Annotated in this window: 17 protein-coding genes; 11 read left to right on the forward strand and 6 right to left on the reverse strand. The window is 70.4% G+C overall.

All coding sequences use genetic code 11. The features are described 5' to 3' along the window. Positions 1-66 precede the first annotated feature (66 nt). Complete coding sequence (locus tag C8P66_RS23815; protein ID WP_158537175.1) at positions 67-840, reverse strand: GNAT family N-acetyltransferase; 774 nt, start codon at positions 838-840, stop codon at positions 67-69. Between the two features lie 85 nt (positions 841-925). Here C8P66_RS23815 and C8P66_RS09055 point away from each other — a divergent pair, with 85 nt between their 5' ends. From C8P66_RS09055 to C8P66_RS09065, 3 genes are read left to right on the forward strand one after another with little or no spacing between them, the layout of a single operon-like run. Next, positions 926-1,918 carry a Gfo/Idh/MocA family protein gene (locus C8P66_RS09055; protein ID WP_158537176.1) on the forward strand — a complete coding sequence of 331 codons (993 nt, stop codon included), beginning with the start codon at positions 926-928 and terminating at the stop codon, positions 1,916-1,918. After that, positions 1,915-2,733 carry a sugar phosphate isomerase/epimerase family protein gene (locus C8P66_RS09060; protein ID WP_245903357.1) on the forward strand — a complete coding sequence of 273 codons (819 nt, stop codon included), beginning with the start codon at positions 1,915-1,917 and terminating at the stop codon, positions 2,731-2,733. The genes C8P66_RS09055 and C8P66_RS09060 overlap by 4 nt, the downstream gene beginning before the upstream one ends. Next, on the forward strand, positions 2,726-4,162 hold the full coding sequence (locus tag C8P66_RS09065; protein ID WP_111397933.1) for an enolase-like domain-containing protein: 1,437 nt from the start codon (positions 2,726-2,728) through the stop codon (positions 4,160-4,162). The genes C8P66_RS09060 and C8P66_RS09065 overlap by 8 nt, the downstream gene beginning before the upstream one ends. Here the strand turns inward: C8P66_RS09065 and C8P66_RS09070 are convergent. Both C8P66_RS09070 and C8P66_RS09075 read right to left on the reverse strand, forming a co-directional pair. Continuing rightward, entirely contained in the window at positions 4,154-5,182 is a 1,029-nt protein-coding gene (locus C8P66_RS09070; RefSeq protein WP_111397934.1) for a dihydrodipicolinate synthase family protein, read from the reverse strand. The two genes, C8P66_RS09065 and C8P66_RS09070, sit on opposite strands and share 9 nt — an antisense overlap. Beyond that, complete coding sequence (locus C8P66_RS09075; RefSeq protein WP_111397935.1) at positions 5,182-6,204, reverse strand: NAD-dependent epimerase/dehydratase family protein; 1,023 nt, start codon at positions 6,202-6,204, stop codon at positions 5,182-5,184. The genes C8P66_RS09070 and C8P66_RS09075 overlap by 1 nt, the downstream gene beginning before the upstream one ends. Positions 6,205-6,329: 125 nt before the next feature. Here C8P66_RS09075 and C8P66_RS09080 point away from each other — a divergent pair, with 125 nt between their 5' ends. After that, positions 6,330-6,632, forward strand: a complete 303-nt coding sequence (locus tag C8P66_RS09080; protein WP_111397936.1) for a putative quinol monooxygenase — start codon at positions 6,330-6,332, stop codon at positions 6,630-6,632. Here C8P66_RS09080 and C8P66_RS09085 read toward each other — a convergent pair. From C8P66_RS09085 to C8P66_RS09095, 3 genes are all read right to left on the reverse strand, one after another. After that, on the reverse strand, positions 6,607-7,947 hold the full coding sequence (locus C8P66_RS09085) for an LLM class flavin-dependent oxidoreductase (RefSeq protein ID WP_111397937.1): 1,341 nt from the start codon (positions 7,945-7,947) through the stop codon (positions 6,607-6,609). The genes C8P66_RS09080 and C8P66_RS09085 overlap by 26 nt on opposite strands. Positions 7,948-8,018: 71 nt before the next feature. Next, positions 8,019-9,170 (reverse strand): patatin-like phospholipase family protein, encoded by a 1,152-nt coding sequence (locus C8P66_RS09090; RefSeq protein WP_245903359.1) that lies wholly within the window; start codon positions 9,168-9,170, stop codon positions 8,019-8,021. 274 nt (positions 9,171-9,444) lie between these two features. After that, positions 9,445-10,791: an amidase gene (locus tag C8P66_RS09095; RefSeq protein WP_111397938.1), complete on the reverse strand. Its 1,347-nt coding sequence runs from the start codon at positions 10,789-10,791 to the stop codon at positions 9,445-9,447. Positions 10,792-10,889: 98 nt separating this feature from the next. Between C8P66_RS09095 and C8P66_RS09100 the strand changes: the two genes are divergently transcribed. From C8P66_RS09100 to C8P66_RS09130, 7 genes are read left to right on the forward strand one after another with little or no spacing between them, the layout of a single operon-like run. Then, on the forward strand, positions 10,890-12,380 hold the full coding sequence (locus tag C8P66_RS09100; RefSeq protein WP_245903361.1) for a TRAP transporter large permease: 1,491 nt from the start codon (positions 10,890-10,892) through the stop codon (positions 12,378-12,380). A gap of 5 nt (positions 12,381-12,385) precedes the next feature. After that, positions 12,386-13,231 carry an NAD-dependent epimerase/dehydratase family protein gene (locus C8P66_RS09105; RefSeq protein WP_111397939.1) on the forward strand — a complete coding sequence of 282 codons (846 nt, stop codon included), beginning with the start codon at positions 12,386-12,388 and terminating at the stop codon, positions 13,229-13,231. Beyond that, on the forward strand, positions 13,228-14,061 hold the full coding sequence (locus C8P66_RS09110; RefSeq protein ID WP_111397940.1) for an aldose epimerase family protein: 834 nt from the start codon (positions 13,228-13,230) through the stop codon (positions 14,059-14,061). Before C8P66_RS09105 ends, C8P66_RS09110 begins: the two co-directional genes overlap by 4 nt. Positions 14,062-14,102: 41 nt before the next feature. Then, positions 14,103-15,254, forward strand: a complete 1,152-nt coding sequence (locus C8P66_RS09115) for an FAD-dependent oxidoreductase (protein ID WP_111397941.1) — start codon at positions 14,103-14,105, stop codon at positions 15,252-15,254. Further along, positions 15,251-16,831, forward strand: a complete 1,581-nt coding sequence (locus tag C8P66_RS09120) for an acyl-CoA dehydrogenase family protein (RefSeq protein ID WP_158537177.1) — start codon at positions 15,251-15,253, stop codon at positions 16,829-16,831. Before C8P66_RS09115 ends, C8P66_RS09120 begins: the two co-directional genes overlap by 4 nt. Positions 16,832-16,891: 60 nt before the next feature. Beyond that, the gene (crtI, locus tag C8P66_RS09125; RefSeq protein ID WP_111397943.1) at positions 16,892-18,469 is read left to right on the forward strand and encodes a phytoene desaturase family protein; all 1,578 of its coding nucleotides are present in this window, start codon (positions 16,892-16,894) and stop codon (positions 18,467-18,469) included. 14 nt (positions 18,470-18,483) lie between these two features. Then, positions 18,484-20,067, forward strand: a complete 1,584-nt coding sequence (locus C8P66_RS09130; protein WP_111397944.1) for a phytoene desaturase family protein — start codon at positions 18,484-18,486, stop codon at positions 20,065-20,067. Position 20,068 lies beyond the last annotated feature (1 nt).

Genomic DNA, 20,068 nt, shown 5'->3' on the forward strand with positions numbered 1-20,068 from the left:
TCCGGTGGTAACCAACCGGTTCCTTGCATGAAAGGCCGGGGCTGGGCGGGCGTCAAGCGATGATGGCTAGCCGAATTCGGGACCGGCGGGGGCGATGATGTGCCGCGCCTCACCTGGCAGGGTCGCGCCCAGCACCATGCGGGTAAAGGGTCGTTCGATCCGCGCCCCTGCGTCAACCAACCAGTTGGCGACACCGGTGGCAGCGTCGTTGACGTCGATGATGGCGGGGCCCGGCAAGGTGGCGCGGAGATCGGCAATCAACCCACATGCGCCCTGCCCAATGACCGGCCCGATCTGGGCCGCACGCAGCCCGTCCCGCGCCAGGGCGAAGCCGCCCGGCGCCTGCCGCCCGCCCCCGCGCCCGGCGAGCCCACGCAGCAGCGCCTCCCGCGGCGCACCAAAGGCGCGGGCATCCTGGGCCAGCGCGGCCGGCCAATCGGCGATGGGGTGCGAGGCCCCGCCCCCTGGCAATTCGGGCGGCAGGCTCATCCGCGTGAACCCCCAGGCATCGCGAAAGCCGAGGCGGGCATAGACCGCGCGCCCCGCCGGCGTCGCATCGAGCGCGATGGACCGCCGGCCTGCCAGCGCCGCCAGCGCCCATTGCAGCAGGGCGGTGGCGAGCCCTCGCCGCCGCTGGTCGGGCCGCACCAGCACCATGGAGATCCAGGCGAGATCCGGGCCATGCGGCAGTATGGCGGCGGTGGCGGCCAGCGCCGCGCCGCCGTCATCGACCACCTGCACCGCGCCGAGGTCGAGGAAAACCCGCCAATCCGCCGCGACCTGGTTCCAGCCGATGGCGGCGCCGAGTGCTGCGGCGCGGGGCAGGTCGGCCTGGCTCATGGGTCTCATGCCCGCCATCGCAATCCGCCGGCCGTCCGCCGTCAACCGGTTGACGGCGCGGGCGCGGCGGCCTTGGCTGCGCGCCATGCGGGTTGCGGTCTTCGGTTGTGGCGCCTTCGGTCGGGTGCATCTGGCGGCACTCGCGGCCCTGGGTGCGGAAGCCTGCGGCGTTGAGCCGGACCCCGCCATGCACCCGCCCGGGCTGCGCATCCTGTCCCCCGAGGCCGCGCTGCATTGGTGCGACGCCGCCATCGTGGTGACGCCGGTGCAGAGCCATGTGGACGTGTCATCCGCGGTTCTCGCCGCCGGTCGGGCCCTGTTCCTGGAAAAGCCCGCGACGGAGACGGCCGCCGAGGCGCAGGCGCTGGTCGATCTGGCCGAGGCGCGCGGCGCCATCGCCCAGGTCGGGCTGTATTTCCGCTTCCACCCCAAGGCCCGCGCCCTGGCCGCCCTGGTGCGCGACGGCAGCCTCGGGCGCGTGCATTACGCGGCCGCCCGCTTCTCCGGGTTGAAGCGCGCGCGGGCGGATTCCGGGGCGCTGCTCAATGACGCCGTGCATTTCGCCGATCTGCTGCCCTGGCTGCTGGGCGAGGCCCCCCGCGCCGTCTTCGCCGCCATGGCCGATCCCCTGGGCCGGGGGCGCGAGGATCTGGCGGTGCTGCATCTGCGGTTTCCCTCCGGCGCCATCGGGCTGATCGAGGCCGGCTGCGTGTTGCCCGGCCATTGGCCCGATGCCGTCGTGCCCGGCGCCGAAACCCGCAAGGAGATCATCCTGGCCGGCAACGAGGGCATGGCCGAGGTTGATTTCGCCGCCGAGAGCTTCCGGCTGCGCCGTGGCCGCCACCGCCCGGATGCCGCCGGCGCCTGGTGGCCCGACCATGCGCCCGCCGAGGATCCTGGTGCGGCCGCCGCGACGCCGCATGAGGTGGTGACGGCGGAAGTCTCGACCTTCCTCGACGCCGTGCGCCAGGGCCGGGCCCTCGGCCCAGGGCTGCGGGAGGGCGCCTTGGCCCCGGCGCTGCTGCTGGACGCCGCCCGGCGCTCAGCGCAGGAAGGCCGTATGGTGGAGATTGGATGATGCGTTTTTCGCTCTGCAACGAGGTGGTGCGGGAGCTTGATTTCCCGGCCCAATGCGCCCTGGCCAAGCGCCTCGGCTATGACGGGCTGGAAATCGCGCCCTTCACGCTGGACGCCGAGGCAGCGCATCTCCTGCCCGCCACACGCCGTGCCGAACTGCGCCGGATCGCCGATGCCGAGGGCGTGGCCTTGACCGGGCTGCATTGGCTGCTGGTCGCCCCCGCCGGCATGTCCATCACCAATGGTGATGCCCGCACGCTGGATGTCATGGCCCGGCTGGTCGGCCTCGCGGCCGATCTGGGCGCGGGGTATCTCGTCCATGGCTCGCCGTTCCAGCGCGTCGTGACCTCCCCCGAGAATGCGGCCCGCGCCGAGGCCGCCATGGCCCATGCCGGGCGCTGCGCCGCCGCCGCCGGCGTCACCTACGTGCTGGAACCGCTGGCCCCCCCCGACAACTCCTGGTGCCACACGGTGGCCGAGGCGGTCGCGATCATGGACCGCATCGGCAACCCCGCGCTGCGGACCATGATCGATGTGAGTGCCGCCGGAAACGCCGAAACCGAAGACGTGCCAGCACTGATCGCGCGCTGGCTGCCGACGGGGCGGATCGCGCATATCCATCTGAACGACCGCAATCGCCGCGGCCCAGGCCAGGGCGGCGACCGCTTCGCGCCGATCCTCGCGGCCCTGCGGGCGGTTGGCTATGATGGCATCTGCGGCGTGGAACCTTTTGACTACATCCCCGATGGTCCCGGCTGCGCCGCCCGTGCCATCGGCTATCTGCGCGGCATCGAGGAGGCCCTGGACCATGGCTGACGCCCCACGTTTTCGCCTGGCCGAGACCGAATGCCGCGAATGGCCGTTCCGGCTCCGCATGCCCTTCCGCTTTGGCGTCATCACCGTCACCCATGGGCGCCAGGCCGTGATCCGCGCCCGCATCGTGACCGAGGACGGCCGCGAGGCCTGGGGTGTCGCCGCCGAAACCCTGGCGGCGAAGTGGTTCGACAAGGATGCGGCCCTCTCCGACGCGCAGAACGAGGACCAGCTGCGCCGCGCCCTGGAACTCGCCTGCGCCGAGACGCGGGCGGCGGCGCTGGACACCGCCTTTGGCCATTTCGCCAATGGCTATGCGCCGCAGATCCGCATGGGCGGCGAGGAGCGGCTGAACCCGCTGGTCGCCTCCTACGGGCGTGCGTTGCTCGACCGCGCGATGCTGGATGCGCTGCTGAAGCTGCATGGCCTGTCGTTCTGGGACGGGATGCGGATGAACATCGGCGGCTTGGCGCCGCATGGCTGCGCACCGGATCTCGCGGACTTCGACTTCCGCGGCATGCTGGCGGGGCTGAAGCCGCTGACGCGGGTGCAGGCGCGGCATACCGTCGGGCTGGTGGACCCCATCACCGCCGACGACCAGACCCTCCGCGTCGAGGACGGCCTGCCGGAAACGCTGGAGGAGGTCGCCAATACCTACGGCCACCGCTGGTGGAAGCTGAAGGTCGGCGGCGACATCAAGGCCGATGTCGATCGCCTGTCCCGCATCGCCGGGGTGCTGGACCTGCGGCCCGGCTACCGGGCCAGCCTGGACGGCAACGAGCAATACGAGGATGCCGATGGCGTTGTCGCCCTCTGGCGCGCGATCGAGGCCGAGCCGCGCCTCGCCGGGCTGCGGCAGGCCATCGCCTACATCGAGCAGCCGGTGAAGCGCGCCCAGGCCCTGGCCACCAGCATGGACGCCCTGGCCAAGCACCGCCCCGTCATCATCGATGAAAGCGACGGGCCGCTCGATGCCTTCGTCACCGCGCGCGGCCTCGGCTATTCGGGCGTGTCGTCCAAGGCCTGCAAGGGCATCTGGCGCAGCCTGATCAATCTTGCCCGTTGCCGCGCCTGGAATGATGAGGAAGGGGCGGCGCGCTACTTCATGAGTGCCGAGGATCTGACCACCCTCGCCGGCGTCTGCGTGCAGCAGGATCTGGCGCTGATCTCATTGCTCGGCCTGAGCCATGTCGAGCGCAACGGGCATCATTTCGTCGACGGGTTTTCCGGGCGGCCCAAGGCCGAGGCGGTGCGCTTCATGGAGGCGCACCAAGGGCTTTACGCGGATACCCCGCACGGCCCGCGCCTTGCGATCCGCGACGGAGCGCTCGATCTGCGCTCGCTGGATTGTCCCGGCCTCGGCGCGACGGAGGAGCCGGACTATACCGCGATGGAGGCGATGCCCCGCGCCGCCTGGCCGCCGTCAGACTAGCCAGGCATTGAGGTTGGCCGCGACGAAGGCGTCATCGGTCAGATCCGGATAGCGCGCGCTGACCGCCGTCAGCAGATCCGCCTGCCCCGGCGAGAGCGTCTCATCCGGGTCCAGGCACCAGATGCCCTCCAACAACCCCTGTCGGCGCAGGATCTCGTGGCAACCCGCGATGCAGCCGGCGAAGTCGTTGGCGACGTCGAAGACAGCGGCATTCATCTCCGTCACCTGCGGGTCCAGCGCCAGCAGCGCCGCATCGACCGGCCCCTGGCGGCAACGCGCCTGCAGGGCGACGGCGCGTTCGGTCCAGACGCTCCAATGCCCAAGCAGCCCGCCGACGATATGCGCCGGCCGCCCCCCCAGCACGAAGGGCGTCAGCAGGTCGCCGACGATGTGGTCGTCATTGCCGGTATAGAGCGCGATCCGGTCCAGCGCCCCCGCCTCGGTCACGCCGCGCACCACATCCAGCGTGGCATAGCGGTTGAAGGGCGCGATCTTGATCGCGGCGACATTCTCGATCGCGGCAAACCGTTTCCAGAAGCTCGCACTGAGCCTGACCCCGCCCACGGCAGGCTGGAGGTAGAAGCCGAACAGCGGCATTTCGGCCGCGACGGCCTCGCAATGCGCGATCATCTCCTCCTCGCCCGCGCCACGGAAGGCGGCAAGCGAGAGCAGAACGGCGTGGTAGCCGAGGCCGCGGGCGATGCGCGCCTCCTTCACCGCCTGCTCGGTGCGGCCCACGGCACCGGCGATCAGCAGCGCGTCGCGGCCATCGGCCACCTCGGCCGCCGCGCGCAAAACCGGCTCGAACAGCCCGACGTCACGGATCGCGAATTGCGTGGTGTGGACGCCGACCGCGATGCCGCCGGCACCCGCCGCAAGGTAGTAGCGCGACAGCGCCCTTTGCCGCACCGGGTCCATGGTCCGATCCGCCCGCAGCGCCAGCGGCTGCGCGGGGATGGCGCAGCCCGCGAAGAGCCGGGTGCGGAGCACCTCCGGCCAATCCCTCCAGAGCAGACCCATCAGAACCTCCCGTCACGGACTTCGAACTTCGTCGCCTTGTCCAGGCTGCGCCCGCCGCGCTGCACCCAATCCGCGACCCAATCGACCAGCACGCCGAGCGGCACCCGGGGATAGCCGAAGCGCGCGAAGGCGCGGCTGGCATCGGCGAGCAAGGCCGTAGGTGCCTCCTCCCCCTCAAAGATCGGTTCGCGGCCGAAGCGGGCGCCGAATTGCGTGGCCAATGCGCGGATGCTGAGCGTCTCGGGGCCGGTGACATTCAGGATCGGGCATTCGGCCGAGGCGTCGCACAGCGCGCGCAAGGTCCAGGCATTGGCATCACCCTGCCAGATCACATTGGCATGGCCCATCGCCAGCGGGATCGGCGTGCCATCCAGCACCTTCCGCGCCACGTCATGCAGCACGCCATAGCGCAGGTCGATCGCGTAATTCAGCCGGATCCCGGCGACCTTTGTCCCCGCATGGGCGCCGGCATGCTGGAACACCCGCTCCCGGCCCAGGCAGGAGGCCGCGTAATCCCCGATCGGCGAGGGCAGGGTCTCCTCCGTCGCGCCGCCCGAGCCGACCGGCACCAGCGGCATGACATTACCGGTCGAGAAGAACACGATCCGCGACCCTGCGTAGCGCTCCGCGACCATCGCCGGCAGCAGCACATTCATCGCCCAGGTCAGTGGGGTATTGCCGCTGCTGCCGAATTTGCGCGCGGCCATGAAGATCACATTCGGCGCATCGGGCAGCGCGGCCAGTGCCGCGCGATCGGTGAGGTCGGCCGAAAGACACTCTATCCCCCAGCCTTGCATCCGCTCCCGCAAGCCAGGTTCCGACCAGCGCGCGACGGCGATGACGCGACGCCCGGGATCGGCCCGGCGTGCCAGGCGGCACAGCGTCGGCCCCATCTTGCCCGCGGCGCCGAGCACCAGAAGATCGCCTGGAACCGTTGCGAACTCGGCCACGAGCGCCGGATCGGGGACGGACATCGCCTCCTCCAGCGCGGCCTCATCCGCGAACCCCTTGGCATAGGACATGCGTCACCTCCGGCGCGGAGGCTACCGCGCCGGGGATTTGGGTCAAACCGCTCCCGGGGCGGCGGGGGGCCATCGACGGCGCAGCATCCTCGGCTAACCTGCCCCGACAGACAGGAGGACCCCCGATGATCCATGTTCTCGCCACCATCACCGCCAAGCCGGGCCAGCGCGCGGCGATCCTCGACCTCTTCCGCGCCAATGTGCCCGCCGTGCTGGCGGAGGAGGGCTGCATCGAATATGGCCCGGCCATCGACGCGGGCGGCATGGGCACCCCCCTTGGCCCCGACACCTTCGTCGTCATCGAAAAATGGGCGAGCCTTGAGGCGCTGAAGGCGCATGCGGCAGCGCCGCACATGGTCGCCTATGGCGCCAAGAGCCGGGAGATGATCGCCAGCCGCCTGATCAATGTGCTGACGTCGGCGCTCTGACCACGGCCGGGTGCGGGGGCGCGAGCCGTGGCCCCGCACCGAACAGCTTCTGCCGGAGCGTCCCCTCGGCATAGCTCGTCTTGTACAACCCGCGCGATTGCAGTTCCGGCACCAGCAGGTCGACGACATCCTCAAGGCATTCGGGGATGACGGTCCGCGACAGGTTGAAGCCATCGACCCCGGCCTCGTTGACCCAGCCTGCCAGCACATCCGCCACCTCCGCCGGCGTGCCCAGGATCGGTGGCTGGCGGCTTCCGAGCAGGAACTGCGCCTCCAGTTTTCGGCGCGTCAGCGCCCCGCCGGCGATCTGCCGCTGGGTCGCGACATTGGACTGGATGGCGTTGCCGGTGCCCTCGATCGGCTCGTCCGGCGCATAGCGGGCGAGGTCGATCCCCATGCTCGCCGAGGCATGGGCCAGCGCGCCCTCGATGCTGGCATGGCGGCGGTAGTCCTCGAAGCGGTCGCGCGCCTCGGCGGTGGTGCGGCCGAGGATCACGGTGGCGCCCAGGAACACCTTCAGCGCGCGCGGTGCGGCGCGGGCGCGCAGATCGGCGATCTGGGCGGCCACCAGCGGCTTTGGCCCGCCGTTCAGGAACACGCATTCCGCATGCCGCCCGGCAAAATCCCGCCCCCGGTCGGAGGCACCGGCCTGGTACAGCACCGGCGTCCGCTGCGGTGAGGGCTCGACCAGATGCGGCGCATTCAGCCGGTAGCGGGGCCCGTCGCGCCGGATCGCATGGACCTTGTCCGGGTCCGCATAGACGCCTGCGGAGCGGTCCGCGCGCACGGCGCCCTCCTCCCAGCTCTCTTCCCAAAGCGCATAGGCGACCTCCAGAAACTCCTCGGCGCGGTCGTAGCGGTTGTCGTGCGCATCCTGCGCCGCCAGCCCCATGGCCCGCGCCGCGCTGTCGAGGTAGCCGGTGACGATGTTCCAGCCGATGCGCCCGCGCGTCAGATGGTCGAGCGTGGAAAAGCGCCGGGCCAACGGGTATGGCGCCTCATAGGCCAGGTTGCAGGTGATCCCGAAGCCGAGGTGCCGCGTCACCGCCGCCATGCCGGAGACCAGCAGCATCGGGTCCAGCAGCGGCACCTGCACGGCATTGCGGATCGCCGCATCCGGGGTGCCGCCATACACGTCATAGACGCCCAGCACATCGGCCAGGAACAGGCCGTCGAACAAGCCAGCCTCCAACCGCCGCGCCAGGGCCAGCCAATGGTCCAGGCTGGCATAGTCGGTCGAACGGTCACGGGGATGCGTCCACAGCCCCTGCTGGATATGGCCGACGCAGGCCATGTCGAAGGCGTTCAGCAGCATGGGCGGGCAGACCTTTTCGAGAGCGCCCGGCGATCATGCGCCGGGAAGGACGAAGCGCCAGCCTCGCCGGATCATTTGTCGGGATGTGGCGGCGTGCGCACGTCGAAGGTTCGCGCCCCCTCCTTCGGCCCCATCGGCGCGAGCCAGGGGGAAGCGGCGAGCGAGGCCTCGGCATCGGCAAGCCCGGAGGCCCAGCGCGCGACCATGGTGTTGCGGCTGAACTCGAAATCCTTGGCATAGCCCTGCGCATCCACCGGGCGATAGATGAGCTGGACGATATCCATCGTCGTCACGCAGCCGAACGCATACAGGAACTTCGCCTCCGGCGTTTCCTTCAGGGCCTCGGGCAGTTGGTCCCATAGCGCCACGATATTGTGGCGCAGGTTCTGGGCGTCGCGCGAGAGGGTGCTCGCCGCCCGGGTGCGGCTGGAATAGCGGATGTCCTTCTCCCGCTCCTGCACATCGATCAGGGTCGTCGGCAGCGGGCCCTGTGCCGAGAAGACATCGACCTGGAAGGTGAGGCGCGACCGGCGCGGCACCGTTTCCAGCACGTATTGCAGCGGCGTGTTGGAAACGAGCCCGCCGTCCCAATAGAATTCGCCGTCGATCTCAACCGCGGGAAAGCCCGGCGGCAGGGCCCCGCTCGCCATCACATGCTCGGGGCGGATCCTGGTCCTGGCATTGTCGAAATAGGCGAAGTTGCCGGTGCGGACGTTCACGGCGCCGACGCTGAAGCGCATTTCGCCTGAGTTGATGCGGTCGAAATCGACCAGCGCCTCCAGCGTGCCCTTCAAGGCGGTCGTCTCGTAGAAGCTGACCGGGCTCTGCCCGAACAACCAGGCCGAGGTGGGCCGCGGCGCGAAAAACCCCGGCTGGCCCAGCAGCAGCGCCGTCGCGGCACCCAGCCGCCGGCTGTCGCCCCACCCCGCATCCAGCGCCGTCTGCCAGACGGTCGCCAGAGGGGCCGGCAGGCAGGCGGGGGTGGCGGTCACGCCCTCCCAGAAATCGCGCAGCCGCGCCACGCGGTGCTCAGGCGCGTTGCCGGCGATGATCGCGGCATTGATCGCGCCGATCGAGATGCCCGCGACCCAGTCCGGCAGATATTCGGACCCGGCCAACGCCTCATAGACACCCGCCTGGTAGCTGCCGAGCGCGCCGCCGCCTTGCAGGACGACGGCGACCTTCTTGTCATAACTGGCGGGGCGCGGCGGGATATTGGGCATGAGCGCAATCTCCGGGAAAAGCGGGTCAGGGCCAGATGTCGCGTCAGCCGCAGCCGGATTCCACCCCATCCGCGCCTTTCGCCGCGATGCGGCGAAAATACGCGGCAAGGGGCAGCCGATAGGCAGCGAAACCGGCCGCCCGCATGGATCGGACACTCCCAGAAGCGAGGAGATGCGGGCTGGCGGCGATGGAGGGGCTGCCGGCCCTGGGCGCCCTTCTCGTGCAGCCCAGGGCGGCTTGTTCGGCGTGCCGTTTCGGTGACGGCCTTCGCCGTCAGCCGAGCGCCGCCTCGACCGCCGCCGCGACCGCGAAGAGCCGCGCGTCGCCACCATGCTCGCCCATCAGCATGAACCCGACCGGCGCCTCGCCGGCGCGGTGGCAGGGCAGCGAGATCGCGCAGCGGTCGAGGAAATTGCCGACCGAGGTATTGCGCAGCAGCAGCATGTTGATGCGGTTGTAGTCCGCTTCCGGCCCGACCTCGGCGATGCTGGGCGGGATGATCGGGCAGGTCGGCATCACCACCGCATCGAAGGGCGCGGTGCGTGGCGCGATCGCCGCGATCAGTTTTTGGCGCGCGCCGACCAAGGTGATGTAATCCGCGGCGGACATGCGCTCGCCCCGCAGGATGCGGGCCAGGATGCGTGGGTCGTAGAGCGCGCCCTTGGCCGCGACGATCTCCCGGTGCAGCGCCCAGGCCTCGCTGGCGGCAAAGCCGCCGGTGGCGTTGACGGCGGGGATCTCGGCCAGCTCCGGCAGGTCGAGCGGCACCACCATCGCCCCCGCCGCCACAAGCCGGGCCAGCGTGGCATCGAAACCCGCGGCGACGGTCGCGTCCATCCCGTCCGTCAGATAGGTGCCGCGCGGCACGCCGAAGCGTAGCCCGGCGAGCGGCAGAGGCAGCGGGGCGATGGGGTATTCCTCGCCCGCCATCGCGGCGTGGATCACGGCGCAGCAAGCGACGGAGCGCGCCAGCGGGCCGATGGAATCCAGGCTCTGGGACAGTGGGAAAGCCCCCGCGAGCGGCACCGCGGAGGCAGTCGGCTTGTAGCCGACAATGCCGCAGAGCGCCGCCGGCACCCGGCACGATCCGCCGGTATCCGAGCCCAGCCCGGCAAAGCCCATCCCATCGGCGACCGCGACCGCGGCCCCGGAGGAGGAACCGCCCGGGCAGCGCCCGGTGGCACGGTCCCAAGGGGAGAGCGGCGTGCCGAAATGCGGGTTCACGCCGAGCCCGCTGAAGGCGAATTCCACCATGTTGGTCCGCCCGAGCACGACGAAGCCCAGCCGCTCCAGCCGCGCGACCGCGGGGGCGGTGACCAGCGCCGGGGGCGCATCGGCCAGGGCGACGCTGCCCGCCGCCGTCACCCGCCCGGCCTGGTCGAACAGGTCCTTCACGCTGATCGGGATGCCCGCATAGGAGGAGGGCGCGCGGCCGGCGGCGCGCAGCCGGTCCATCGCATCGGCGCCGGCCCGGGCGGCCTCCGCCTGCACCGCGACGAAGGCGCGCGCCCCCTCGCCAGCGGGATCGGCGATGCGCGCCAGGGCGGTTTCAGTCAGTGCGCGGGCCGTGGTCTGACCAGCGAAAAGGGCCTCCGCGGCGGCGGCGATGGTCTGGGGCATAGGGTGGCTCCTGTTGTCACCATTCGCGTTTGACATGGCTGCGCGACACGGGCCACGCTGCGGGCAATAAAACATCCCTGGGAGGAAATGATGAAGAAATGATCATGCTGACGCGCTTTAGGGCCGTCCTCTTTGCCGCGACCGCGGCACTGTGTTTCAGCGCCGCCCCGGGCCAGGCCCAGGAATGGCGCGGCTGGAACATCCACGCCGCCGACTACCCCAATGGACGCGGCATGGACCGCTTTGGCGAGCTGGTGGCGCAGCGGACCAACAACCGCATCAACATGCTGCTGCTGCGCAATACCTCGGTCGGCAATTTCCTCGACCGCTGCGCGATCTCGCTGCCCTGCCACCGCGCCGGCGAGGTGCCCGTCGCCTTCGTGCTCGGCATCGCCGCGGTCATCGGTTTTCTCTACGAGGGCATCAACCCCGCGGTCGCCTTCCAGCAGATGACCTCGGGGATGAGCATCTTCTCGCTGCTCGCGATCCCCTTCTTCATCTTTGCCGGCGAGATCATGCTGCATGGCGGCATCGCGCGGCGGCTGATCGCTGTCGCCTCGGGCTGCGTCGGATGGATGCGGGGCGGCTTAGGGATGGTGAACGTCTCATCCTCCATGCTGTTCGGCGGCATCTCGGGCTCGGCGGTAGGCACCATCCTGATCCCGGCGATGAAGGCGAAGGGCTATGGCGTGGACTACGCCGTCAGCATGACGGTCACCGCCTCGCTGGCCGGCATCCTGATCCCGCCCAGCCACAACATGATCCTCTATTCGCTGGCCGCCGGTGGCGGCATCTCGGTCAGCGCGCTGTTCATCGCTGGCATCGTGCCCGGCATCATGATGTGCGCGGCACTTGCAGCGGCGGGCTATATCTTGGCCGTCCGGCGCGGATACCCGGCCGAGGCGTGGCAAGGGTTCGGATACCTGTTTCGCACAGCGCTGGATGCGCTGCCCGGACTGTTCACCGCCGTCATCATCCTGGGCGGCGTGCTTTCGGGCATCTTCACGGTGACGGAGAGTGCCGCCTTCGGCGCGATCTGGGCCGTTCTGGTCACCATCCTGATCTATCGCAACCTGTCCTGGGCCGATTTTGTCATCGCGCTGAAGGCCAGCGTGCGCACCACCGCGGTCGTTTTCCTGCTGGTCGGCACCGCAACCGCCTTCGCCTATCTGCTCGCCGTCTATCAGCTGGCCGATCTGCTGACGCGGGGGATGCTCTCGATCAGCGAAAATCCGGTGATCATCCTGCTGATGATCAACCTCTGCCTGCTGATCCTCGGCTGCGTGATGGATATGGCGGCGCTGATCCTGATCACCACGCCGATCTTCCTGCCGGTGGTCGTCGCCATCGGGATGGATCCGGTGCAGTTCGGCATGGTGATGATGATGAACCTCGGCCTCGGGCTCACCACGCCGCCGGTGGGGGCGGTGCTCTTCGTCGGCTGCGCGATCGGCAAGATCCCTATCGAGGCGGTGATGAAGACGATCTGGCCCTTCTACGGCGCGATCCTGGTCGCGCTGATGCTCACCACCTATTGGCCCGCGGTGTCGCTGACATTGCCGCGGCTCCTGCTCGGATACGGAGGCTGACCGCCATGACCACCCCACCCGCGAAGCCGGTGCTGCTCACCGGGGCATCGGGCAATCTCGGCCGGGCGCTGGCCCGGGAGCTTGGCGCCGCCGGCTGGACCCTGCGCCTGACCGACATCACCCCCTTCCCCGATGCGCTGCCGCCGGGGGCGAGCTTCGTGAAGGCCGATCTGAACGAGGGCCTGGCCCTGGTCCGCCAGGCCGAGGGCTGTGGCGCCATCCTGCATTTCGGCGGGGTCAGCGTGGAACGGCCCTTCGAGGAGGTGCTCGGCCCCAATCTGCGCGGGCTCTACCATGTCTATGAGGCGGCGCGGCGCGAGGGCGCGCGGGTGATCTTCGCCTCCTCCAACCACAGCATCGGCTTCCACGAACGCCCGCGGGGCAACGAGGCCAAGATCGACGTGGACTGCGCCTTCCGCCCGGATGGCTACTATGGCCTGTCCAAGGTCTATGGCGAACTCATGGGCCGCATGTACTGGGACAAGCATGGTGTCGAGAACGTGAATCTCCGCATCGGTTCCTGTTTCCCCAAGCCGATCGACGCCCGCATGCTGGCGACCTGGCTGTCCTATGCCGATCTGGTGCGGCTATGCGCAGCGGCGGTGACCGCGCCCCGCAGCGGCCATGCGGTGATCTGGGCGGCCTCGGCCAATCCCCGCACCTTCTGGGGCAAGGATCATCGCGAGCGGATCGGCTGGAAGCCGCTCGACAGTTCCGAGACTTTCGCCGGGGAGGTCGGCGGCATCCTCAGCGGCGATCCGGTGGTCGAGCGCTACCAGGGCGGCAGCTATCCGGCGATCGAATACTCCCGGACCGCGCCCTCCCCGCGCGACGCCTTCTCGCTCGAGTGAGCCTCTCCCTCATCGCCGGCGGCTGGACCGCCCGGCTGCTGCCCGAATACGGGGCCGCCTTCGCCGCGCTGACCTGCGACGGCCGGGATGTGCTGAAGCCGGTGCCGGAGGGGGCCGAGCCCCTCGCCGCCCGGGCCGGCGCCTTCTGGATGGCGCCCTGGACGAACCGGCTGGATGCCGGCCATCTCGGCACGCTGCACACCTATCCGCTGAACCGCGCGGATGAAGGGGTCGCCCTGCACGGCACGCTGCGCGACCTGCCGTGGCGGGTGGAGCACGCGACGCCCGACGGCGCCCGGCTGGTGGCCGAGGACCCGACGCTGCCGCTCGCTTGCCGGGCACGGCTGGATGTGGCGCTCAGCGAAGCCGGGCTCACGCTACGACTGGCGCTCACCAATCTCGGCGCCACCCGGCTGCCCTTCGGCATGGGCTGGCATCCCTGGTTCGTGCGGCCGCAGGGCACCACGCTCGGGTTCCAGGCGACGCATCGCTTCCAGCGCAACGACCGCGGCCTGCCGACCGGCAATGAGCCGGCGACCGGGATGGACGGCGGCGAGGACGAGTTGGAAGGCGAGGACACCCATTGGGCAGGCTGGGGCGGCCTGGCCCGGATGGATCTGGGGGGGCTGCGCCTGACCCTGGCGGCGACCGGGGCCTGGGCGCGGAACCTGCAGGTCTTCGCCGCGCCCTATCAGCGCACGCTCTGCGTGGAGCCGGTGAGCCATGTGCCGGATGTGGTGAACCGCCGGCAATTCGCGGCCCTCGGCGACATGTGCTGGCTGGCCCCTGGCGAGAGCATGGCGGGCAGCATCATCATCGGGCGCGGCTGACACCCATTCCCAAACCTTCGCGGGCACGCAATCCTGGCACGATGAAACAAGCTTTGGTTCTTGGTGCTGGCATCATGGGGCTTTCGGCCGCCTGGGGGCTGCGCCGCGATGGCTGGTCGGTCCGGGTGATCGATCAGGACCCCATCCCCAATCCCCGCGGCGCGAGCGTGGACCACCACCGGCTGATCCGGCACGCCTATGGCACCGACGCCGGCTACATGCGGATGGTCGATGACGCCTATCTGGCCTGGGACCGGCTGTGGGGCGACCTCGGCGAGGCGCTCTACGTCCCGACCGGGGTGCTGGTGCTGTCGCAGGATGGCGGGGCGCGGTTCCAGGACGGGCGGCGGACGCTGCTTGCCGATGGGCGCGCGGTCGAGGATCTGACCCCCGAGGCGGCGCTCGCCCGCTATCCCTTCCTGGATCTGACCGGCCTCGCCTGCGCCTATGCGCTGGCGCCGGGCGGCGTGCTGCTGGCCGACCGGATCGTGGCGGCGCTGCATCGCCATCTGCAAGCAGCCGGTGTGGTCTTCGAACAGGCGCTGGTGGCCGAGGTCGATCCCGCCCGGGCCACCTTGCGCCTCGCCGATGGCTCCGAGCGCGCTGCCGAGCTGCTGGTGGTGGCGGCCGGCCCCTGGGCGCCACGGCTGCTGCCGGGGCTTCGCGGCCGGGTCACCGCCTCGCGTCAGGTGCTCGCCTATCTGGAGCCACCGCCGGCCTTGCGTGCGGCCTGGGCGGCCGCGCCGATGCTGCTGGACCTGCAATCGGCCGAGGAAGCGGCGGCCGGTGGCTTCTACGCGGTGCCGCCGGTCGCGGGAACGCCGCTGAAGGTGGGCGATCACCGCTTCTCCCTGGCCGGCGATGCCGAGGACCCGCGCAGCGCCTCGGCGGCCGAGATCGAGGCGATCCTGGCCGAGGTCCGCCCCCGGCTGCGGGATTTTGCGGCGTATCAGGTCATCGGCGGCGCGGCCTGCTATTATGATGTCGAACCACGGGAACGCTTCCTGCTGGAACCGCTGGGGGAGGCGACCTGGGTGATGTCGGGATTTTCCGGACATGGCTTCAAATTCGGCCCCTTGCTGGGCCTCGCCCTGGCCCGGGCCATCGCCGCCCCGGGCGTCGCCGCGGCACTGCCGGGCTGGGCGGCAGGGCAGGCCGCCCCGGATGATGCATTGCGAGAGGCATGGACATGACCACGGCCGCTGATGACCTGATCCTGGGGCTGATCCGGATCGTGGACCTGCCCGGGCTGACCGCCGCCGCCGGGCAGCCGCTCGCGGCCGAGGACATCGAAGCCGTGGTGCGCGAGGCGGACCGCTTCGCCCGCGAGGCCATCGCCCCCGGCTGGCAGACCGCCGACCGCGCCGGCGCCCGGCTGGAAAACGGGCTGGTGCGGGCGCCGGAGCATTACCTGCCGCTCTATGGCCAATGGGTCGAGGGCGGCTGGCAGGGCCTCGCCGCCCCCGAGGCCCATGGCGGCCAGGGCCTGCCGCATGCGCTGTGGTCGGCGGTGCTGGAGCTGTGCAGCGCCGCCGACATGTCCTTCACCCTCTGCCCGCTGCTGACGGCGGGCGCGGTGGAGCTGCTGGCGCATCACGCGACGCCGGATCAGGCCGAGCGCTGGCTGCCCGAACTGGTGGCCGGGCGTTGGACCGGGACCATGTGCCTGACCGAACCGCAGGCGGGCAGCGACCTGTCCCGCCTTCGGGCCCGCGCCGAACCCGCGCCGGATGGCTCCTGGCGCCTGTTCGGCCAGAAGATCTTCATCAGCTGGGGCGAGCACGACCTCACCGAGAACACGCTGCACCTGGTGCTGGCGCGGCTGCCGGGGGCCGAGGCGGGCTCGCGCGGCATCAGCCTGTTCGCGGCGCCGAGGCTCCTGCCGGATGGGCGCCGCAACGCGGTCTCCTGCGGCGGGCTGGAACACAAGATGGGCATCCACGGCAGCCCCACCTGCATCATGCTGTTCGACGGCGCCGAGGCCGAGCTGATCGGCGCGCCGCATCGCGGGCTACAGGCGATGTTCGCCATGATGAACGCCGCGCGCCTCGCCGTCGGCGTGCAGGGCGTCGGCCAGGGGGCGCGGGCGCTGGCCATGGCCGAGACCTTCGCCGCCACCCGCGAGCAGGGCGGCAAGACCATCGACCAATACCCCGATGTCGCCCGGATGCTGGCCGAAATGCGCGCCACCACCCTCGCCGGCCGGCTGCTGGCGCTGGAGGCGGCGGCCTCGCTCGACCGCGCCCGCTTGCTGAAATCGCCGGAAGCCGAGGCGCGGCTGGCGCTGCTGACCCCCATCGTGAAAGCCTGGTGCACCGATCGCGGCGTGGAGGCCGCGAGCCTCGGCGTGCAGGTCCATGGCGGCATGGGCTTCTGCGAGGATGCCGGGGCGGCGCAAATCCTCCGCGACGCCCGGATCGCCCCGATCTATGAGGGCACCAACGGCATCCAGGCGCTGGATCTCGTGACCCGCAAGCTGCCGCGCGATGGGGGCGCCCTGCTGCGGACCCTGCTGGCCGAGGCCGTCCTGGTCGCCCCCGCCATCGGCCAGGCCGCGGCGACGGTGGAGCAGGCCATCCCCGCCATGCTCGGCGCGGGTGGCCCGGTCGGGGCCTCGCGCTTCCTCGATGCCTGCGGCTGGGTGCTGGGTGCGGCCATGGTCGCCCGTGCGGCGGCGGCCGATCCGGCCCATGCCGCGACCCGGGACATCTTCCTGCGCCGGCTGCTGCCGCGCGCCATCGCGGCGGCCGAGGAAGCCATGGCGGGGTGAGGCCCTTGCGCGACGGCGGCGGCACCGCACCTGAGAGGTGATGCTTCCTTTCGATCGCGCATGAACGCTCCCCTGGCCAGCCCCGCCCTGCACCCCGCGGGCCCGCATGTCGCCGTCATCGGCGCCGGCCCTGGCGGGCTGGCGGCAGCACTATTGTTGGCCGCCCGCGGCGTGAAGGTCTCGCTGTTCGAGAAGGACAGCGTGCCCGGCGGCCGCACCCGAACGCTGACCACCCCCGAGGGCTACCGCTTCGACCTCGGCCCCACCTTCTTTCTCTACCCCCGCATCCTGGCCGAGATCATGGCCGCCTGCGGCCGGCGGCTGGAGGATGAGGTCGAGCTGATCCGGCTGGACCCGCAATACCGCCTGGTCTTCGAGGGCGATGGCGCCGTGCTGGACGCGACGCCGGATATCGCGCGGATGGAGGCGGAGATCGCCCGCCTCTGCCCCGGCGATGCCGCCGGCTTCCGGCCGTTCCTGGAAAGCAACCGGGCCAAGCTGCGCGCCTTCACCCCGGTGCTGGAGCGCGGCTTCGGCAGCCATTCGGCGATCTTCGGCGCCGATATGGTGCGGGCGCTGAAACTGCTGCGGCCGCATCTGTCGGTGGACCAGGATCTGGCGCGGCATTTCCGCGACCCAAGGGTGCGGCTCGCCTTCTCCTTCCAGACCAAATACCTGGGGATGAGCCCGTTCCGCTGCCCCAGCCTGTTCACCATCCTCTCCTTCCTCGAATACGAGCACGGCGTCTTCCATCCGCGCGGTGGCTGCGGGGCGGTGTCGGAAGCGATGGCGCGGGTCGCGGGCGAGATGGGCGTGAACATCCGCTACGACACGCCGGTCGATCGCGTCGATGTGGTGGACGGGCGCACCACCGGCGTCACCGTCGCCGGGCGCCATATCGCGGCGGATGCGGTGGTGGTGAATGCCGATTTCGCGCATGCCATGCCCAAGCTGCTGCCGGGGACCACGCGCAAGCGCTGGACCGACAAGCGCATCGCGGCCGCGCGCTATTCCTGCAGCACCTTCATGCTCTATTTGGGCATCGAGGGCGTGTTCCCCGACCTCGCCCACCACACCATCCTGCTGGCCGAGGACTACAAGCGGAACATCGCCGAGGTGGATGGCGGCATCCTGCCCGAAATCCCCTCGGTCTATGTGCAGAACGCCTGCGTCACCGATCCCTCGATGGCCCCGCCCGGGCATTCCACCCTCTATGTGCTGGTGCCGGTGCCGAACCTGCGGCATGGCGCGGATTGGGCGGCCGAGGCCGCGCGGTATCGGGAGTTGGCGCTGGACCGGCTGTCGGTGCTCGGCCTGGGCGATATCCGCGCGCGCATCCGCAGCGAGAAGATGGTCACGCCGCAGGATTGGCAGGATGACTACGCGGTCGGCTATGGCGCCACCTTCAACCTGACGCATGATCTGATGCAGATGCTGTCCTTCCGCCCGCGCAATCGCTTCGCGGAGGTGGGCGGGGTCTACCTGGTCGGCGGCGGCACCCATCCGGGCAGCGGCCTGCCGGTGATCTACGAAGGCGCGCGCATCACCAGCAAGCTGGTGCTGGACGATCTGGGGGTCGCGGCGGGGCCGCTGGCCTCGGCGGTGATGACCGATCGCAGCATCCTGGCCGCGGGTTGAGGAGGACGACGGGCATGGGCGCGAATGTCGTCATCATCGGCGGCGGCCTCGCGGGGCTGGCCGCCGCGGTCGTGGCCCAGGCGCGGGGCCATCAGGTCACGCTGTTCGACAAGAACGACTGGCTGGGCGGCAAGGCCGCCGTCCTCACCCTGCCCAACCCGGCCGGCCCGGGCGAATTCCGCTTCGACATGGGGCCGACCATCCTGACGGTGCCGCGGGTGCTGCGGCGGATCGTCGCCGAGGCCGGGCGCCGTCAGGAGGAGGAAATCCCGCTGATCCGGCTGGACCCGCAGTGGCGCTGCTTTTTCGAGGACGGCAGCCGGATCGACCTGATGGAAGGCGCCGAGGCCGGCGCCGCCGCCATGGAAGCCTTTGCCCCAGGCAAGGGCGTGGGCAAGGGCTACGCGGCCTTCCAGCGCATCGCCGAGCATCTGCATGAGGTCTCGGAGAAATTCTTCTTCTGGAAGAGTGTCGAGGGTGTGTCCGACACCATCGACTGGAAGCAGAATTTCCAGCCCAACACGCTGAAGGACGTGCTGGCGCTGCGCATGGGGCAGACCGTGGCCAAGATCATCCGCCGCAACATGCCGGACGACCGTCTGGCGCAGATGCTGGATCACTACTGCCAATATGTCGGGTCGAACCCCTATATGGCGCCGGCCGTGCTGTGCTCGATCGGCGATATGCAGTCGTCGGAGGGCATCTGGTACCCGCAAGGCGGCACCCGCGCCGTGGCGGAAGGGCTGGAGCGGCTGGCGCGCGACCTCGGCGCCGATCTGCGCCCGGGGGTGGAGGTCACCGCGCTTGAGATCGAGCAGGGCGCGGTTCGCAGCGTCACCGCCGGGGGCGAGCGCTTCGCCTGCGACGCCGTCATCTCCAACATGGATGCGATCCGCACCTATACCGAGCTGGTCGGCGGCGCGGCGGCGAAGACCTACAGCCGGAAGAACCACGAGCCGGCTTGCAGCGGGGTGGTGCTCTACCTCGGGCTGAACCGGCGCTACGAGCATCTGGCGCATCATGGTTTCGTCTTCTCCGGCGATGCGGAGGCGGAGTTCGACGCGATCTACAAGCGCGGGGAGCCTGCCGCCGACCCCACCGCCTACCTCGCCGCCCCCTCCGGCACCGACCCCACGGTGGCGCCCGAGGGCGGCGAGGCGCTCTATGTCCTGGTCCACACCCCGTATCTGCGCCCGCACCATGACTGGAGCCGGATGTTCCCCGCCTATCGCCAGACCATCCTGGACAAGCTGAAGCGCTCCGCCGGGATGGAGGATATCGAGAGCCGCATCGTCACCGAGCGGCATCTGACGCCGATGGACATCCACACCCGCTACAAGGTGCTGGATGGTGCGATCTACGGGCTCGCCAGCCACGGCAGCTTCACGGGGGCCTTCAAGCCGGGCAACCGCTCGCGCGCGGTGAAAGGGCTGTATCTGGCCGGGGGCGCGGCGCATCCGGGGCCGGGGATGCCCATGGTGATGATGTCCGGCTGGATCGCCGCCGACAGCCTGGACCGCGACCTCGGCGGGCGCGGGATGGGTGAGGCCGCCGACCTCGCCGGGCGGCGGGCGCGGGACCTGCCGGTGGCCGGGTGAG

It is taken from the genome of Humitalea rosea, assembly GCF_003253705.1.
GTDB lineage: Bacteria > Pseudomonadota > Alphaproteobacteria > Acetobacterales > Acetobacteraceae > Humitalea > Humitalea rosea.

Excerpts from the sequence above, each read along its gene's own strand:
- C8P66_RS23815 (WP_158537175.1), bottom strand. The coding sequence starts at position 840 with ATGAGCCAGGCCGACCTGCCCCGCGCCGCAGCACTCGGCGCCGCCATC.
- C8P66_RS09055 (WP_158537176.1), top strand. The coding sequence starts at position 926 with ATGCGGGTTGCGGTCTTCGGTTGTGGCGCCTTCGGTCGGGTGCATCTG.
- C8P66_RS09060 (WP_245903357.1), top strand. The coding sequence starts at position 1,915 with ATGATGCGTTTTTCGCTCTGCAACGAGGTGGTGCGGGAGCTTGATTTC.
- C8P66_RS09065 (WP_111397933.1), top strand. The coding sequence starts at position 2,726 with ATGGCTGACGCCCCACGTTTTCGCCTGGCCGAGACCGAATGCCGCGAA.
- C8P66_RS09070 (WP_111397934.1), bottom strand. The coding sequence starts at position 5,182 with ATGGGTCTGCTCTGGAGGGATTGGCCGGAGGTGCTCCGCACCCGGCTC.
- C8P66_RS09075 (WP_111397935.1), bottom strand. The coding sequence starts at position 6,204 with ATGTCCTATGCCAAGGGGTTCGCGGATGAGGCCGCGCTGGAGGAGGCG.
- C8P66_RS09080 (WP_111397936.1), top strand. The coding sequence starts at position 6,330 with ATGATCCATGTTCTCGCCACCATCACCGCCAAGCCGGGCCAGCGCGCG.
- C8P66_RS09085 (WP_111397937.1), bottom strand. The coding sequence starts at position 7,947 with ATGCTGCTGAACGCCTTCGACATGGCCTGCGTCGGCCATATCCAGCAG.
- C8P66_RS09090 (WP_245903359.1), bottom strand. The coding sequence starts at position 9,170 with ATGCCCAATATCCCGCCGCGCCCCGCCAGTTATGACAAGAAGGTCGCC.
- C8P66_RS09095 (WP_111397938.1), bottom strand. The coding sequence starts at position 10,791 with ATGCCCCAGACCATCGCCGCCGCCGCGGAGGCCCTTTTCGCTGGTCAG.
- C8P66_RS09100 (WP_245903361.1), top strand. The coding sequence starts at position 10,890 with ATGATCATGCTGACGCGCTTTAGGGCCGTCCTCTTTGCCGCGACCGCG.
- C8P66_RS09105 (WP_111397939.1), top strand. The coding sequence starts at position 12,386 with ATGACCACCCCACCCGCGAAGCCGGTGCTGCTCACCGGGGCATCGGGC.
- C8P66_RS09115 (WP_111397941.1), top strand. The coding sequence starts at position 14,103 with ATGAAACAAGCTTTGGTTCTTGGTGCTGGCATCATGGGGCTTTCGGCC.
- C8P66_RS09120 (WP_158537177.1), top strand. The coding sequence starts at position 15,251 with ATGACCACGGCCGCTGATGACCTGATCCTGGGGCTGATCCGGATCGTG.
- crtI (WP_111397943.1), top strand. The coding sequence starts at position 16,892 with ATGAACGCTCCCCTGGCCAGCCCCGCCCTGCACCCCGCGGGCCCGCAT.
- C8P66_RS09130 (WP_111397944.1), top strand. The coding sequence starts at position 18,484 with ATGGGCGCGAATGTCGTCATCATCGGCGGCGGCCTCGCGGGGCTGGCC.